Annotated in this window: 15 protein-coding genes; all 15 read right to left on the bottom strand. The window is 42.9% G+C overall.

All coding sequences use genetic code 11. From position 1 onward, the window contains the following. Window position 1: 1 nt before the first annotated feature. The 15 genes from ACMVDV_RS00805 to fliQ all read right to left on the bottom strand — a co-directional run bounded on the left by ACMVDV_RS00805 (window position 2) and on the right by fliQ (window position 15,398). The gene (locus tag ACMVDV_RS00805; protein ID WP_304179334.1) at window positions 2-799 is read right to left on the bottom strand and encodes a chemotaxis protein CheW; all 798 of its coding nucleotides are present in this window, start codon (window positions 797-799) and stop codon (window positions 2-4) included. Between the two features lie 3 nt (window positions 800-802). Continuing rightward, window positions 803-1,573: a ParA family protein gene (locus ACMVDV_RS00800; protein WP_416156862.1), complete on the bottom strand. Its 771-nt coding sequence runs from the start codon at window positions 1,571-1,573 to the stop codon at window positions 803-805. Window positions 1,574-1,581: 8 nt separating this feature from the next. Further along, the gene (locus tag ACMVDV_RS00795) at window positions 1,582-2,544 is read right to left on the bottom strand and encodes a flagellar motor protein MotB (protein ID WP_416156861.1); all 963 of its coding nucleotides are present in this window, start codon (window positions 2,542-2,544) and stop codon (window positions 1,582-1,584) included. After that, window positions 2,544-3,308, bottom strand: a complete 765-nt coding sequence (locus ACMVDV_RS00790; RefSeq protein ID WP_304179341.1) for a flagellar motor protein — start codon at window positions 3,306-3,308, stop codon at window positions 2,544-2,546. The genes ACMVDV_RS00795 and ACMVDV_RS00790 overlap by 1 nt, the downstream gene beginning before the upstream one ends. After that, window positions 3,301-4,428, bottom strand: a complete 1,128-nt coding sequence (locus ACMVDV_RS00785) for a protein-glutamate methylesterase/protein-glutamine glutaminase (protein WP_416156860.1) — start codon at window positions 4,426-4,428, stop codon at window positions 3,301-3,303. The genes ACMVDV_RS00790 and ACMVDV_RS00785 overlap by 8 nt, the downstream gene beginning before the upstream one ends. Window positions 4,429-4,496: 68 nt before the next feature. After that, window positions 4,497-6,689: a chemotaxis protein CheA gene (locus ACMVDV_RS00780; protein WP_416156859.1), complete on the bottom strand. Its 2,193-nt coding sequence runs from the start codon at window positions 6,687-6,689 to the stop codon at window positions 4,497-4,499. Window positions 6,690-6,703: 14 nt separating this feature from the next. Beyond that, on the bottom strand, window positions 6,704-7,468 hold the full coding sequence (locus ACMVDV_RS00775) for a protein phosphatase CheZ (RefSeq protein ID WP_304179347.1): 765 nt from the start codon (window positions 7,466-7,468) through the stop codon (window positions 6,704-6,706). A gap of 17 nt (window positions 7,469-7,485) precedes the next feature. Further along, window positions 7,486-7,869 (bottom strand): chemotaxis response regulator CheY, encoded by a 384-nt coding sequence (cheY, locus tag ACMVDV_RS00770; protein WP_304179349.1) that lies wholly within the window; start codon window positions 7,867-7,869, stop codon window positions 7,486-7,488. A 40-nt stretch (window positions 7,870-7,909) separates the two neighbouring features. Beyond that, window positions 7,910-8,620 carry an RNA polymerase sigma factor FliA gene (locus ACMVDV_RS00765; protein ID WP_304179434.1) on the bottom strand — a complete coding sequence of 237 codons (711 nt, stop codon included), beginning with the start codon at window positions 8,618-8,620 and terminating at the stop codon, window positions 7,910-7,912. 26 nt (window positions 8,621-8,646) lie between these two features. Then, the gene (locus ACMVDV_RS00760; RefSeq protein ID WP_304179351.1) at window positions 8,647-9,507 is read right to left on the bottom strand and encodes a MinD/ParA family ATP-binding protein; all 861 of its coding nucleotides are present in this window, start codon (window positions 9,505-9,507) and stop codon (window positions 8,647-8,649) included. Next, complete coding sequence (flhF, locus tag ACMVDV_RS00755) at window positions 9,500-10,981, bottom strand: flagellar biosynthesis protein FlhF (protein ID WP_304179352.1); 1,482 nt, start codon at window positions 10,979-10,981, stop codon at window positions 9,500-9,502. The genes ACMVDV_RS00760 and flhF overlap by 8 nt, the downstream gene beginning before the upstream one ends. A 23-nt stretch (window positions 10,982-11,004) precedes the next feature. Beyond that, window positions 11,005-13,113 (bottom strand): flagellar biosynthesis protein FlhA, encoded by a 2,109-nt coding sequence (flhA, locus tag ACMVDV_RS00750; protein WP_304179353.1) that lies wholly within the window; start codon window positions 13,111-13,113, stop codon window positions 11,005-11,007. 94 nt (window positions 13,114-13,207) lie between these two features. Continuing rightward, window positions 13,208-14,338: a flagellar biosynthesis protein FlhB gene (gene flhB, locus ACMVDV_RS00745; RefSeq protein ID WP_304179355.1), complete on the bottom strand. Its 1,131-nt coding sequence runs from the start codon at window positions 14,336-14,338 to the stop codon at window positions 13,208-13,210. Window positions 14,339-14,347: 9 nt separating this feature from the next. Beyond that, a complete protein-coding gene (fliR, locus tag ACMVDV_RS00740) occupies window positions 14,348-15,127 on the bottom strand; it encodes a flagellar biosynthetic protein FliR (RefSeq protein WP_416156858.1) in 780 nt (259 codons plus the stop codon). A gap of 1 nt (window position 15,128) precedes the next feature. Beyond that, on the bottom strand, window positions 15,129-15,398 hold the full coding sequence (gene fliQ, locus ACMVDV_RS00735) for a flagellar biosynthesis protein FliQ (RefSeq protein ID WP_304179359.1): 270 nt from the start codon (window positions 15,396-15,398) through the stop codon (window positions 15,129-15,131). Window positions 15,399-15,433: the final 35 nt, after the last annotated feature.

Here is a 15,433-nt window from a genome sequence, read left to right as displayed (position 1 = left end):
GTTACTGCTCGCGGCTATCTAAGCCTTGCTCTAATAATTGATTTAAGCTTTGTACATCAATTAAGGCACACATTTTTTCTTTAATTACACCTGCAAGCCAAGGCCGTTTACCACTTTTAGCTCGCCATTTCACATCCTCACTGCGTAGTGTGATGTTATTTACTAGCTTTTCTGCCAACAATCCCCATTGGCTATCACCTAAGGTGATCAAATATTGGTAGTTTAATTTGTCTTCTAACTCTTGGGTATACTTTTCTGGCATCACCCAACGAGCGGTATCAACCACATTCAGGTTTTCTTCACGATTGAGCATAACCCCTTTAAACCATTTAGGTTTACCAAACAGTTGGTTTACTTCACCTAATTGATGAATGCCCCCAAGCGCCTTGAGGGGTACTGCAAGGGTCAGCCCCGCTACTTCAAAAAATAATGCTTGAAATTCGCCATCAAAGTAATCCTCTTGACGTTGTACTGGCGTTTTCGCTTCAACGACATCAAGTTGTCTATTAACTTTAGCTATATCATTGATATTAGCTTGGATCTGCGGTTTCTCAAGGGATGGTGTAATTTGTGGCGGTATTTCTTCTTCAGCACTTGGTTTTGGCTCATCCAGTGCACCTGGTTGCACAATCGTTTGCTGCGACGCTTTCGCTGGCATTTTATTGCTAGTGTCTGTCGATGAAACTTGTTCGAGTAATTTTGCAACCGGTTCTAAGTCCGTCGACTTTTCTTCTTCGCACAGTAAAGCCCCCAAGTACTGGGTCATTACTTTTTCATTAGCAAATAATTGCTTACTCATTCATTAACCTTGTTCAATTAAATAATCGAGTAATGCACGATAAGCATAAACACCTCTTGAGCGTGGACAATACTGAACCGGTACTTGCTGGGCTAAACTTGCATCACGAAACTTCGTATCTACAGGTATTACCCCTGGCCAAACCTTTTCTTGGTAGCTCTGCTGTAATGTTTTATATGCCTCGAGGGATGCATTGGTGCGCTTATCATACATTGTCGGGATAATGGTATATTGATACTGCTTTGATTGCGAGCTTTGCATTAATTCCATGGTTCGCATCATGCGGTCCAGCCCTTTTAGCGCTAGAAACTCCGTTTGCACCGGCACTAAAATCCGTTCACTGGCAGCCAACGCATTCACCATTAAAACACCCAGCACTGGCGGACAATCTAATATCGCATAATCATAATGTTCACTGATTTTTGTTAGCGCTTTTTTTAAAATCAGCCCCATCCCCGTTTTATTACCCATACTGCGATCAAGGGTGGCTATCGCCATGGTAGCAGGCAAAATGTCTAAATTATCAATATTTGATGGGCAAAGCGCTTGTAAAATCTCTTCACTGGCCATCGCGCTACCACGGGCAAATACATCATATACACTGACTTCTAAATCTTCAGAGTCAATGCCAAAGTAATAGGTTAAAGATGCATGGGGATCAGTATCAATCAGTAATACCCGCTTTCCTTGCAGCGCTAATATGCCAGCTAAACTCACAGCCGTGGTGGTTTTCCCTACTCCGCCTTTTTGATTCGCTACCGTCCAGATTTTCACATCACACCTTATTTTTTTTCATTGCGCGTTGTAATTCGTATGCCACCATGTGGGAGTTGGATCACTTTAATGCTGTTATCATCACTTGGCAACTCAATTGCTTGCGGCTCTGCTGCTAGTTGCTGCGTTTCTTGCTCCTCAGCGACTGCTGGTTTCGCTGGTAAACCATATTTAGATAATGCCACCACTACTTTACGATTTTCTGCACGACCTTGCTCGGTGTCATTCTCGGCAAAGGGCGAATACTGACCATAGCCTTCTATAGCCATTCTCGCAGGATTAATGCCCAGCGTATCTAGTTCGACTAAAATAGAAGTAGCCCGTGCCACAGACAGCTCCCAGTTTGAACGAAACATTTCATTATGAATAGTTTCATTATCGGTATAACCACGAACACGAATGTAATTATCAACGGGCGCAATTATATCTTTTACTAATTTGATCACTTGTTTTGCACGTAAGTGTGCCACGGCACTACCACTTGAAAACAACATCCCAGAGCTTAATTCAATAATCAACCAATCTTGGTGTAGCTCTAAACTAGCTTCGCCGTCGCGTATTTCATCAATTAAAGCTGATTGCAGTTTAGTCAGTAAACTATCCAGAGGTTTACCTAAATGCTTTTGTTTTATATTACTCGTATCACTTTGACCATCAAGCAGTTCAGGGCCAACTTCTTGCTTTTGAATACTTTCACCAAACAGTAGTTCTTTCTCAGGGCTGACTCTATCGGTTAATAAACCAGTGCCGGTTACGCCCTGGCCTGCTTGGGAATGCTGACGGGCTGATTTATCAAAAACTTGCTCCAGCGAATCAGATAAAATTTGAAAGCTTTCTTCTTTATTGATAGCAATCGCATACATCACCACAAAAAAAGCAAACATAATAGTCATGTAATCGGCATACGAAACCAGCCAACGCTCAGTATGTTGATTTTTATTCGACGAATGACGAAGACGGCGGCGTATCATTATTGTTGTAACTGAGTTGGTCGCTCAACGCGATACGCTTCAAGTTTAAGCTCAATATTGACCGGACTATCGCCTTGGCTCATAGCAATAATGCCTTCAGCGAGTAGCTCATGGTAAAGCATTTTTTGTTCAACTTGCTGCTGCAGTTTGTTAGCCATTGGCAAAAACAATAAATTGGCTAAGCCAACACCGTAAATAGTCGCGATAAATGCCGTTGCGACACCGGCTCCTAATTTTTCGGGATCAGTGATAAACGACATCGCCTGAATAAGCCCAAGCACCGCACCTAAAATACCAATGGTAGGGCTGTAACCGCCCAACGCTTCATAGACACGACTGGCCTCAAGTAAACGCTCACGCTCCAGTAATAAATCAATTTCGAGTGTGTCTCTGAGCTTTTGCTCACTATTACCATCAATGAGTAAACTCAACCCTTTGGCAACGTAAGGGTCTGAGTGCGTCAACGCAATCTCTTCTAGTGCCAAATACCCTTCTTGACGCGCTTTCTGTGACCAACTTTTAACTTGCTCAATTGCCCCATCAATATCATGACTCGGCGGAAAAAACACCCAATGACTAATCTTTAATACTTTGCTAAAAGTACTGGCGGGTGTTTGCAGCATCACCGCCCCGAGTGTGCCACCGAGTACAATTATCAATGCTGGGCCATTAAATAATGCGCTAACGACCCCACCTTCCAATGAATAACCAAAGCCAATTGCAAAAAGTGCAACTAACAGGCCTAAAAATGACAGCTTATCCACAACCAATCTCACGAACTAACCGAGTAGCAACGTCGCTAAGCGCAATACTTGCCGATGATAATCCTGCACTTGTAACCGCTTGCGGCATGCCATATACCACACTGGTTTTTTCATCTTGTGCCCAAATAGTGGCGCCAGCTTGTTTCAGCATTCTTGCACCATCGCGTCCATCGGCCCCCATGCCAGTAAGCACAACAGCGAGTACATCCCCCTGAAAGGCTTTCGCAGTACTGGCAAAAGTGACATCGACACTCGGTTTATAAGTGATCCGCACACTATCGTCTTCAAAAACCCGCAGTGTACGATTAGCACCGCGCCCTTCAATCAACATTTGTTGACCACCGGGTGCCAAATAAGCCACGCCAGGCATTAATTTATCCCCCTGTTGAGCTTCTTTTACTTGTATTTTACACAAACCATTTAAGCGGGCAGCAAACGCAGGTGTAAACGCTGCAGGCATATGCTGTATTAACAAAATCGGGTGTGGAAAATTAGCCGGTAACTGAGTCAAAATCGTTTGTAGTGCAACTGGCCCACCCGTAGAGGTACCAATGGCGACAATTTGATATTTTTTTCCTGATGCACGAATATTCGCGGTTGTGCTAGGCGCAGTACTGCGGTTAAAACTTCGATCAGGCTGAGTAATTGCAGGTCGTGTTGTAGTCGCTGTAGAGGTGGGCGTCACTGGCGTTGTTGCTGTAGGCCGACTAAAACGTGATAATCGTCTGCGGCCAATTTCTTTTACTTTATTTTGTAGTAGTTTAATCGCATCTTCATTATTACGGGCAATATCTTCAAATTTTTTCGGTAAAAAATCCAAAGCACCTGCATCAAGCGCATCTAAGGTAGCTGTTGCGCCATCACGAGTCAGTGAAGAAAACATCAGGATTGGCGTTGGGTTGGCTGCCATGATCTCTTTGACAGCACTAATCCCATCAAGCACCGGCATTTCAACATCCATAGTGATTACGTCTGGTCGTAATTGATTTGCTTTGTCTACGGCTTCTCGGCCGTTTACCGCAAAACCAATGACTTCAATATCCTTATCTTGCTCAAGTATTTCGCTCACTCTACGGCGAAAGAAACTTGAATCATCAACAACTAAAACTTTAACTGCCATTGGCATACTCTTGTTAAATTTTATCTGTGAGAGCCATGTTTAGCTCTCACAATAAGATAAGAATTGGACTAACCTGCGTAGTGTTTTAACAGGTTTGGCACATCTAAGATCAGCGCTATTCCGCCGTCAGAGGTGATCGTTGCACCTGCCATACCCGGTGTTCCTTGTAGTAAAGCATCAAGCGGTTTAATAACCACTTCTTCTTGACCAATCAATGAATCCACTACAAAACCAACTTGTTGCGTACCTATTTGTACAATTACAACATGGCCTTGCGCTTTGCGTAATGATCTGTCTGCACCTTTAACTAACCAATGCTCTAAATAAAACAACGGTCGTGCTTTCTTACGCACAATAATGGTTAATTGACCATCAACAACATTCGTTTTAGTTAGATCTAGGTGAAATATTTCATTAACACCAGCCAGTGGTAATGCAAATGTTTGCTCACCGACAACCACCATCAATGTTGGCAAAATAGCCAACGTTAACGGAACTTTAATTTCTAGGATGGTGCCTACACCTAACTCAGATTGAATACTCACAGAGCCATTAAGCTGGGTAATTTTGGTTTTCACCACATCCATACCTACGCCACGGCCTGAAATATCCGAGATCTGCTCTTTGGTTGAAAAGCCAGGTGCAAAAATGAGGTTATACGCTTCCGTATCAGACAAGCGCGCTGCTTGTTCGTGGTCAAGCACCCCTTTACTAATGGCAATTTTTTTCAGCTTTTCAGGATCCATACCCGCCCCATCATCACGAATGGTAAGCAAAATATGGTCACCCTCTTGAGATGCTGACAATGTCACGGTACCTGTGCGCGATTTACCTGCAGCTTCACGCACATCTGGCATTTCAATACCATGGTCAACTGAATTACGTACTAAGTGGACAAGTGGATCAGCCAGTGCTTCAACTAAGTTTTTATCTAGATCGGTTTCTTCACCAACCAATAACAGGTTAATGTCTTTTTTCAAGCTACGCGCTAAATCTCGTACCACACGAGGGAAACGACCAAACACTTTCTTGATTGGTTGCATCCGCGTTTTCATCACCGCACCTTGTAAATCTGCTGTCACTACATCAAGGTTAGAGATGGCTTTACCCATCGCTTCGCTTTCAGTATTGGTGGCAAGGCTCACTAAACGATTACGAACTAATACTAATTCACCGACCATATTCATTATTTGATCGAGGCGCTTAGTATCAACGCGCACTGTGGTATCGGCTTGTGGTGGTGGCGCTTTTTTAGCCGCAGCAGGGGCTGGCGCAGGCGTTGCTGTAGGGGTTGGCTTTTCAACCGCCTTACTTGCTTCACTTGGAGCTGGTTTTTTAATTTCAGGCTTAGCGGCAACAGCAGCGGATGGCGTTGGCGCAGGTGCTGACTCTGTCGCTTGGGGAGCACTTCCTTTACCATGCAGTTCATCAAGTAAAGCTTCAAATTCATCATCACTGATTTCATCTGGGTTGGTGCTTTTCGGCGCTTCAATCGGCGCGGGGTTAGGAGCAGCAGCTTGGCTACTTGCAGTGTTGTTGCTCACCATACCAAAGCTGCCAACACCATGTAATTCATCTAGTAAGTTGTCAAATTCGTCATCAGTAATATCACTGCTCGATGAATCATTATGCACTGAACCGGTTGTGGTTATTGGGCTTTGGCCTTTACCATGCAGCTCATCGAGTAAACTTTCAAATTCATCTTCAGTAATTTCATCAATTTGAGTATCATTTTGGTCACTATCTACCTGACCATCAAATAATAAGTCAAATGCAAATGGATCGTCATCATCTAAAATAGCATCAGCATCTACGACTGGTGTAGGTGTCTCATCCACTGATGCTGCTGCACCACTGATTTCATCAGCAGTTGGCGGCAAACCTAATTTATGTAAAACGGCGAGTAGTTCAGGATTGGCAGGCTCTGGCTTTTCTCTGCTTTGGATAGTCGCGAACATTTCGTTAATTGTGTCAAGCGCTTGTAAGATAACATCCATCAGCTCAGAATTAACTTTTCGCACGCCTTGGCGTAATAAATCAAACACGTTCTCAGCGCCGTGACAAGCATCGACTAACTCAGTCATACTTAAAAAGCCAGCGCCACCTTTGACCGTATGAAAACCACGAAAAATTGCATTGAGTAATTCGGTATCATCTGGGTTATTTTCAAGCTCCACCAGCTGTTCTGACAAAAGCTCAAGAATTTCTCCAGCCTCTACTAGAAAATCTTGTAAAATATCTTCATCGACTTCAAAGCTCATGCAGTTTTCTCCTCTTAGAAGCCCAAGCTTGATAATAAATCATCTACATCATCTTGCCCTGAGACAACATCATCACGAGATTCTTTATCAATAATTGGCCCTTCAGGGCCTGCAAGTGTATTTTCAGCAGGCGGTTTTTCAATGGCTGGTGCTATTGTTTTTGTTTCGCTATCATCTTGGCTGCCAAATGCGGTTAACAAGTGGATCAAGCTGTCTTCTACTTCTCTAACTAATTCGATCACCCGACGGATAACTTGACCAGTCAAATCTTGGAAATCTTGCGCCATTAACACATTGGTCATCAGCCCTTGCAATTCATCCGTTTTAGCTTGTGAGTTATTCATGAAGTTATCTAAGCTATGACAGAGTGTTTTAAACTCTCCCAGCTCAATTTCACGATTCATGAGACGGTCCCACGTAGGTTTGATATGTGAAATTTCATCTGCAAGTTGTTGAGCAATTGGTAAGCTTGCTTCTACCGCATCCATGGTCTTGTTGGCAGCGTTTTCTGTCATTTCCATAACATAATTAAGGCGCTGCTTAGCATCAGGGATAGCTTCAGTCGTCAAGTCAGCTAAACGTGTATCAAGCTCAAAATTTTTCAACGCGTCATGAAGCTGACGCGTCAGTTTGCCTACTTCGGCGAATAATTCTGATTGCTCTTTTGACGCCGCATCAATAATTAATTGATCAGCTTTTTCTTGTTCACCGTTTTCAAGGTAAACCACAAGCTGACGGGCTTGTTCTAAACTGATCTGAGGCGCAGCTGGTGCTGACATAAGCCTCTCCTATTTATTTAACCTAAACGCTCAAACACTTTTTCCAATTTGGTCTTAAGTGTTGCAGCTGTAAATGGTTTAACGATATAGCCGTTAACACCAGCTTGGGCAGCAGCAACTATTTGTTCTTTTTTAGCTTCTGCTGTTACCATCAAAACTGGAAGATGTTTCAGGCTGTCATCGGCCCTAATAGCGCGCAACAAATCAATCCCTTGCATGCCCGGCATGTTCCAATCTGTTACCACAAAATCAAATTCTTGATTCTGTAACATCGGTAAAGCTGTTGAGCCATCATCAGCTTCTTGTACATTTGTAAAACCCAAATCTCTTAACAGATTTTTGATAATACGTCTCATCGTCGAAAAATCATCAACAACAAGAATTTTCATGTTTTTATCCAAAACATCCTCCGGTGAGGTCTGAACCTATATTTACTTACTACTAATTTATCCAGTCATTGATTTTTGCTTTGAGCTTAATCATCGCCTGACCATGTATCTGACTCACACGCGATTCGCTTACATCGAGTATATGTCCAATCTCTTTTAAATTCATTTCATCGTTATAATACAGCGACAATACTAACCCATCTCGTTCAGGTAAAGATTGTATAGCCGTTAACAATGATTGATTAAAACGTTCATTTTTAACGTTATTAAAGGGCTTGTCTAGCGCTAAATCATGTCCCACAGGGGTAATTACATCTTCATCAACCCCTAAGTCCTCTATTCCTAGCACTTTACTTGAATTGACATCATTAAGAATATGATGGTACTCATCCAGTGTAATATCAAGTTTTTCAGCAACTTCAATGTCTTTCGGCGCGCGATTAAGTTCGCTTTCTAGTTCGCTGATAGCCTCTGCTACTTTGCGGCTATTACGATGTACAGAGCGAGGAGCCCAATCGCCACGACGCATTTCATCAAGCATCGCACCGCGAATACGAATACCTGCAAAGGTTTCAAAGCTTGCGCCTTTACTTGCATCAAAGTTTTTTGATGCTTCAATTAACCCTATCATCCCCGATTGAATTAAATCATCGAGTTGCACACTCGCAGGTAAACGAGCGATTAAATGACACGCTACTTTTTTGACTAGAGAAGCATGTCGTTCAACAATCACATTTAAATTTTGTGTAGATTGATATCCCATCGCTTTATTCACCGATGCCGTCATAATTAGCCGTTTACTAGTTTTTCTATGAAAAATTCTAAATGGCCAGAAGGTTGATTAGGTATAGGCCATTTAACTGCTTTTGTCGCTAATGTTTTAAATGCTATTGCCGCAGGAGAACTTGGAAATAAATCAACAATCACTTTTTGCCGGCGCGTTGCTTTACGCATATTTTCATCATAAGGGACGGTTGCCACCAACTCCATCGATACATCCAAAAAGCGATCTGTTACTTTTGAGAGTTTAGCAAATAGTTCATGGCCTTCACGCATACTGCGCACCATATTAGCCACGATTTTAAATTTATATACGCCATGCTCACGGCTTAATACCTTGATTAATGCATAAGCATCGGTGATTGAGGTTGGTTCATCACATACTACCACCATGACATCTTGCGCTGCGCGCGAAAAACTTAATACCATGTCAGAAATACCAGCAGCAGTATCAACGATTAATATATCAAATTCGGTATTTAATTCGCTAAAAGCACGGATCAAACCGGCATGCTCAGAGGGAGAAAGTTCGACCATGCTTTGTGAGCCAGAAGTTGCAGGCACTATTTTTATTCCTGCAGGACCTTCGACTAAAATTTCATCAAGTTCACATTCACCTGATAATACATGAGATAGGTTGCGCTCTACTCGCAGTCCTAACATCACATCACAATTTGCCAAACCTAAATCGGCATCCAGTACTAATACTCGGTTTCCGAGTTGACCTAACGCAATCGCAGTGTTTAGTGAGACGTTAGTTTTACCAACCCCTCCTTTACCACCTGTGACAGCGATAACTTTAACGCCGTTATTATTGTTTTGACTCATTTTACGCAGGCCACTTGCTTGATCTAATACTGTGTTAATCATACATCCCTACTGTGCTTGACGCTACTGCTTGACGTCTTGAATGTTGTGCTTTTGTTCTTTTTAAATACAATTGTTCAGCTTTTTTTACTAATTTCTCTGCATTAGCGACCCGAATGTCCTCAGGAACGCGCTGACCGTTAGTAAGATACCCTATTGGGAGGCGATTTTGAATCGCTATACTGATAATCTCACCTAAACTTAGCGATTCGTCTAATTTAGTGAAAATACAGCCACTTAATTGTACTTTTTTAAAGTGCCTTACGGTTTCTTGTAACACGTTAATTTGTGCTGTGGCGCTAAGTACCAAATAGTTACGAATATCGACACGTTGATTACGCATTAGCGTATTTAATTGCTCGGTTAAGCGTAAATCACGTTGGCTCATGCCAGCGGTATCTATTAATACTAGACGCTTATTGCGTAAATGATATAAAACTTCTGCTAATTCATTGGCATCTTTTACTTGTTTTACACCACAGCCGATAATACGACCATAAGTAGCTAATTGCTCATAAGCACCAATACGGTAAGTATCAGTAGTAATAAGTGCGACTTTATCAGCGCCGTACTTCTGTGCACCGAGGGCGGCAAGTTTAGCCACCGTGGTTGTTTTACCGACCCCCGTTGGGCCAACAAGTGCATAAACTCCGCCTTGGCGTAAAATTTCATTGTTCGTAGTATGCATTTGGTTTTCAACCATTTGCAACAGTGCTTGCCATGCTTGCTGACGTGATACATCATCAGGAATGAAACAGGCCATTTGCTCTGCGACTTCACTGTCGATGCCCATACCCACTAAGCGGTCAATCATGCAAGCACGAGTTGGATCGCGACGAGCCATATCTTGTTGCATTAAACCCGACACTTGATATTCAAGTAATTGACGCATCGCGGCCATTTCATCACGCATTGCGCTGATCTCATCAGTTTTTGCTGCGCTTTTGGTTGCCACTGGCGTATCTAAATCATCAAAACCACTTTCAAGTTCATCATCAAAGCCTAAGCTGTGTGCTTGCGTTTGTGGACGAGGCGCGCTATCGCGACGAGCAAAATCATTATGTGCTTGAGGTTCATGGCGAGTTTGCGGTGCTTGATGTTGTTGCTGTGGCTGATACTGAGTTGCAGTATCAATCCCTGACTGGCTGAACATTGAGGCAAGCTCAGGTGAGCGCGGACGTGGTGATTGACGCTCTAATAATGCTTGTAGGCTGTCAGCTACCGCGGCTTGCGGTTCAGGCTGTGTACGTTGCGGCGCAGGTTTCACAAAGTTAGCATTGGTTTGTGCTTGTGCCATTGTAACTTGTGGCTGTGCTGGTGCTTTAGGGGCAGCTTTTTCATAATCAACGGCGGCGACAATCTCGACTCCATTGGCTAACTTTTTATTTGACATGATAACAGCATCTACACCGAGTTCATCTTTCACTTCTTTCAGTGCGGTACGCATATCTTTAGCAAAAAAACGTTTTATTTTCATGGTTCAACCCCTTTAAAATCCGATTATTGGCCTACTGAGCTGACAATCTTGATCTGTCTTTCGTCTGGTACCTCTTGGTAAGACATCACTCGCAATCCTGGAATGGTGTACTTAACAAAACGAGATAACACAGTGCGTAACATTCCTGACGTTAGCAATATCGAAGGTTCACCGGCCATTTCTTGGTTTTGATGCGCTTCATTTAATGATTGTTGAAGTCGCTCTGCAAGTCCTGGTTCTATTCCGGCGCCTTCGTCGCCTGCATTTTGCAGTGACTGATGCAACATCTGTTCCAACTCAGGCGCCAAGGTTATGACAGGGATTTCTGCTGACATACCAACCGCGTCTTGGACAATTAATCTGCGCAGGGAAATACGCACTGCGGCCGTTAGTACGTCCGGATCTTGGCTACGTGGGCCGTACTCAACTAAGGTTTGCACAATTGAGCGCATATCACGAATAGCAACGCCTTCATTCAATAAATTTTGTAAGACTTTAACAATGACCGTCAGTGGCAAGGTATCTGGTACTAGCCCTTCAACTAACCGAGGGTGGCTCTTGGCAAGCATATCAAGGAGGTTTTGTACTTCTTCATGGCCAAGTAATAGCGCGGCACTGTTAGTCAATAATTGACTTATATGCGTTGCTACCACAGTCGCGGCATCAACCACCGTATAACCAAGCGATTGCGCTTCATCTTTTTGATCAGGTTTGATCCAAATGGCATCTAAACCAAAGGCAGGATCTTTTGTTTCAATCCCTTTGATTGGGCCAAATACTTGCCCAGGGTTTATCGCCAGCTCATCACCATGCTTAAGCTCACCTTCACCCGTTGATACACCCATCATGGTGATTCTGTATGCATTAGGGTCAAGTTCTAAGTTATCGCGAATATGCACCGGTGGTACTAAAAACCCTAATTCTTGAGATAATTTTTTACGTACCCCTTTGATCCGATTTAACAGCTCGCCACCTTGTGATTGATCAACCAATGGAATTAAACGATAGCCAACTTCAAGACCAATTACATCCACTTGCTGAACATCATCCCAACCAAGTTCTTTTTGCTCTTGTTTATTTGCAACACCGGTGCCAGCAGGCCCACCATTTGCAGCTTCAGCTTCTTTCGCTGCCGCTTCTTTAAGTTTATTTTGCTGTACATAATAAGCGAGGTAACCCAGTAACGCCCCTAAGCTTAAAAATGCAAAATGTGGCATACCCGGCACTAAGCCCATCACGATTAAAATACCTGAAGCGATAAATAGTGACTTTTCATTACCGAGTTGTTTCTTGAATTGGTCGCCCATATTGAGCGATTCATTTTGACGGGTTACAACGATTGCAGTGCCAATTGATAATAGTAATGAAGGTAATTGCGCAACTAAGCCATCACCAATGGTAAGCAAGGTATACACTTCCATAGCGTTGCCAAAGCTTAAATCATGCTGGATCATGCCAACAAATAAACCACCGACAATATTGATGATCAAAATGACGATACCGGCAATCGCATCGCCTTTTACAAACTTACTTGCCCCATCCATTGAGCCGTAGAAGTCGGCCTCGCGAGTGACTTCTTCACGACGATCTCGCGCTTGCTCGGCACTGATAAAACCTGCATTTAAATCAGCATCAATGGCCATTTGTTTACCTGGCATCGCATCTAAGGTAAAGCGTGCTGATACTTCAGAGATCCGGCCTGCGCCTTTCGTGATTACCACAAAGTTAATGATGATCAAGATTAAAAATACCACGAGACCAACAGCATAATTGCCTCCGATCACCACCGAGCCGAAAGCTTCAATTACTTTACCGGCGGAATCCCCGCCGTTGTGCCCTTCTAGCAATACTACCCGAGTACTGGCCACGTTAAGTGCTAAACGCATAATGGTGGCAATCAATAGCACGGCGGGGAACATCCCAAAGTCTACCGGTTTCATGGTGTATACGGTTACCAACAAAACCACTAGCGCTAAAGCTATATTAAACGAAAAAAGAATGTCGAGTAAAAATGGCGGTAACGGTAAAATCACCATGCCCAGCGCAGCAAGCACCAGCAAAGGCGTCCCTACACCTTTTAAATACTCTTTTTTATCTTTATTAAGTTGTTGTAATACAGCTTTAAATTCCATAATTCTACAATTTCAAAAAATTGACACTACACGGAATTTGCAATAACTATTCCAAGTTATTAATTAATAGCTTAAAAAATACTGATTATTCAAATCAATACTTGTAGGCATCTGGAATTGGCAGCGTTTTATTTAATTTTGTTGGCCGTTTGCCGCGACCTTTTTGAAAACGTTTTAGCTGAAATACATAAGCTAAAACTTGTGCGACCGCGGTAAATAGTTGGTCAGGAATTTGCTCACCCACTTCGGCGGTATGATACAGTGCCCGTGTCAACATAGGGGATTCCACAATTGCGACCTCGTTACCAATGGCTATTTTTCTAATTTGCATCGCCATTTCATCGACCCCTTTGGCAACCACAATCGGTGCGCCGGCACGCTCAGTATCGTACTTTAATGCCACAGAGTAATGAGTAGGGTTAGTAACAACGACATCGGCATCAGGCACATCCTGCATCATGCGGCGCTGCGACATTTGTCTTTGCGTTTGCCTGATACGGGCTTTTATTTGTGGGTCACCTTCAGAATTTTTATATTCATCTTTAACTTCTTGCAAAGTCATTTTTAATTCTTTGTGATGTTTATGGCTTTGGTATGGCGCATCAATGGCAGCAATAATGGTTAAGGTGCAGGTTAATCCTAAAAACATCCAAGCCAGTATTTCTAAAGCATGAATAATATTACCCGGGGCACTTTCAACACTCAAATGGAGAATTTCATCAAAAAAAGTATTAATCAAAAATATGGCAAAGCCTGCAACTACGACAAATTTTAAAATCGATTTAACCAGCTCAACCCCCGCTTGAGGGCCTAGCATCCGTTTAATGCCTTTGGCTGGCGACATTTTGCTGGCTTTTGGTGCTGCTGCTTGCCAACTAAAGTTAAAGCCGCCGAGCAAAGTGTTGCCAATAAAAGCCGCCAGTACAATAATAAACACAAACATCGCCATCGGAAATAGCAACGCATCGGCAACAGTTCCCCATACCGAAAACATCTTGGTGGTGTCGTACGTTTCATTGCGATTTAAGCTGAGCATGCGGCCCATAATATTATACAAACCCTTGCCAATTTCAGGTCCGTACATCAACAATGAGATAGCAGAAAAAATAAGTACAAACATGGTGCCTAGCTCTTTAGAGCGAGCTATTTGACCTTTCTTTTTCGACTCTTCAATTTTTTTTCCAGTGGGTTCTTCGGTTTTTTCTTGACCTGAATCTTCAGCCATCACTCTCTCCTAAGGGGAACAACCAACTAAAGTACACATTAACTCAACCATTTTTAGCCATTGAAATTCAAATTGAGTCACAAAGTTACCTAAGGTTGCCCATATAATCACCAGCCCTGCCACTAGAGTAAACGGAAAACCAATAGAAAAAATATTTAACTGCGGCGCTGCGCGGGTCATCACGCCAAACGACATATTGATCACTAACATAGCTGTTAAAGGTGCCAGTGATAACACCAGTGCCGTAGTAAACATCCAGCCGCCCCACGTCACTATGTCCCAATAGTGATCCACCGCCCACCAATTACCATCAATCGGCAGTACTGCAAAGCTATGCACCACCATTTGGATCATCATTAAATGGCCATTAAATACAAAGAATAACAGCGTTGCTAAAATCAAATAAAACTGCCCCACAGCAGGTACACTCATACCATTAGAGGGATCAACAATGGAGGCAAAACCTAAACCAGTTTGCATCGCCAAAATTTGTCCAGCCAATACAAAAGTATTTAACATTAACAATGAAGCAAAACCAATAGCGACACCAATAAGCAGTTGTTGAATGACCACTAAAATCATTTCAAAGGAGAATAAGTTATTAAACGTGACAGGTGGTAACACGGGCACCACTAAAAAAGTAGTGACCACGGCAAGCCCCATTTTTATCCGCGTCGGCACAGTTTTAGCACCAATGCCTGCCATTACCATAATCATCGAGCTGATACGCACTAACGGCAGTAAAAAGTCACTCAGCCACTGGATGATGAGCGAAAAAGGGAACTCCATACTAGCCTGCAATCTCTGGGATAAGTATGATCAACCGTGTAAAAAAGTCCATCAACTCTTGGGTTAACCAATGCCCTCCGACAATCAGCGCACTGATGGTAATTAATAAGCGTGGTAAAAAACTGAGGGTTTGTTCATTAATTGAGGTTGCGGCCTGAAACACCGCCACCACTAAACCGACCAACAGGCCTGGTACTACAATCGCGGAGACTAACTTAATAACTAAGAATAAGGCATCGCTGAGTATATCAACAAAAATTTCCGGTTCCATGGTGCGCTCCTAGCCGTGCTTTACACAGTGTTGTA

Origin of the sequence: Pseudoalteromonas sp. ASV78, assembly GCF_047806705.1 — a bacterium.
Classification (GTDB): domain Bacteria; phylum Pseudomonadota; class Gammaproteobacteria; order Enterobacterales; family Alteromonadaceae; genus Pseudoalteromonas; species Pseudoalteromonas prydzensis_A.
Note: the sequence above shows the minus strand (reverse complement) of the source record. Positions and strands in the feature narration are given on the sequence as shown.

What these genes read in the sequence shown, in the direction of transcription:
- flhA (WP_304179353.1), bottom strand. Translation starts at nt 13,113, where the DNA reads ATGGAATTTAAAGCTGTATTACAACAACTTAATAAAGATAAAAAAGAG.
- ACMVDV_RS00780 (WP_416156859.1), bottom strand. Translation starts at nt 6,689, where the DNA reads ATGAGCTTTGAAGTCGATGAAGATATTTTACAAGATTTTCTAGTAGAG.
- fliQ (WP_304179359.1), bottom strand. Translation starts at nt 15,398, where the DNA reads ATGGAACCGGAAATTTTTGTTGATATACTCAGCGATGCCTTATTCTTA.
- ACMVDV_RS00785 (WP_416156860.1), bottom strand. Translation starts at nt 4,428, where the DNA reads ATGGCAGTTAAAGTTTTAGTTGTTGATGATTCAAGTTTCTTTCGCCGT.
- flhF (WP_304179352.1), bottom strand. Translation starts at nt 10,981, where the DNA reads ATGAAAATAAAACGTTTTTTTGCTAAAGATATGCGTACCGCACTGAAA.
- ACMVDV_RS00805 (WP_304179334.1), bottom strand. Translation starts at nt 799, where the DNA reads ATGAGTAAGCAATTATTTGCTAATGAAAAAGTAATGACCCAGTACTTG.
- fliR (WP_416156858.1), bottom strand. Translation starts at nt 15,127, where the DNA reads ATGGAGTTCCCTTTTTCGCTCATCATCCAGTGGCTGAGTGACTTTTTA.
- ACMVDV_RS00765 (WP_304179434.1), bottom strand. Translation starts at nt 8,620, where the DNA reads ATGGGATATCAATCTACACAAAATTTAAATGTGATTGTTGAACGACAT.
- ACMVDV_RS00775 (WP_304179347.1), bottom strand. Translation starts at nt 7,468, where the DNA reads ATGTCAGCACCAGCTGCGCCTCAGATCAGTTTAGAACAAGCCCGTCAG.
- flhB (WP_304179355.1), bottom strand. Translation starts at nt 14,338, where the DNA reads ATGGCTGAAGATTCAGGTCAAGAAAAAACCGAAGAACCCACTGGAAAA.
- ACMVDV_RS00760 (WP_304179351.1), bottom strand. Translation starts at nt 9,507, where the DNA reads ATGATTAACACAGTATTAGATCAAGCAAGTGGCCTGCGTAAAATGAGT.
- ACMVDV_RS00795 (WP_416156861.1), bottom strand. Translation starts at nt 2,544, where the DNA reads ATGATACGCCGCCGTCTTCGTCATTCGTCGAATAAAAATCAACATACT.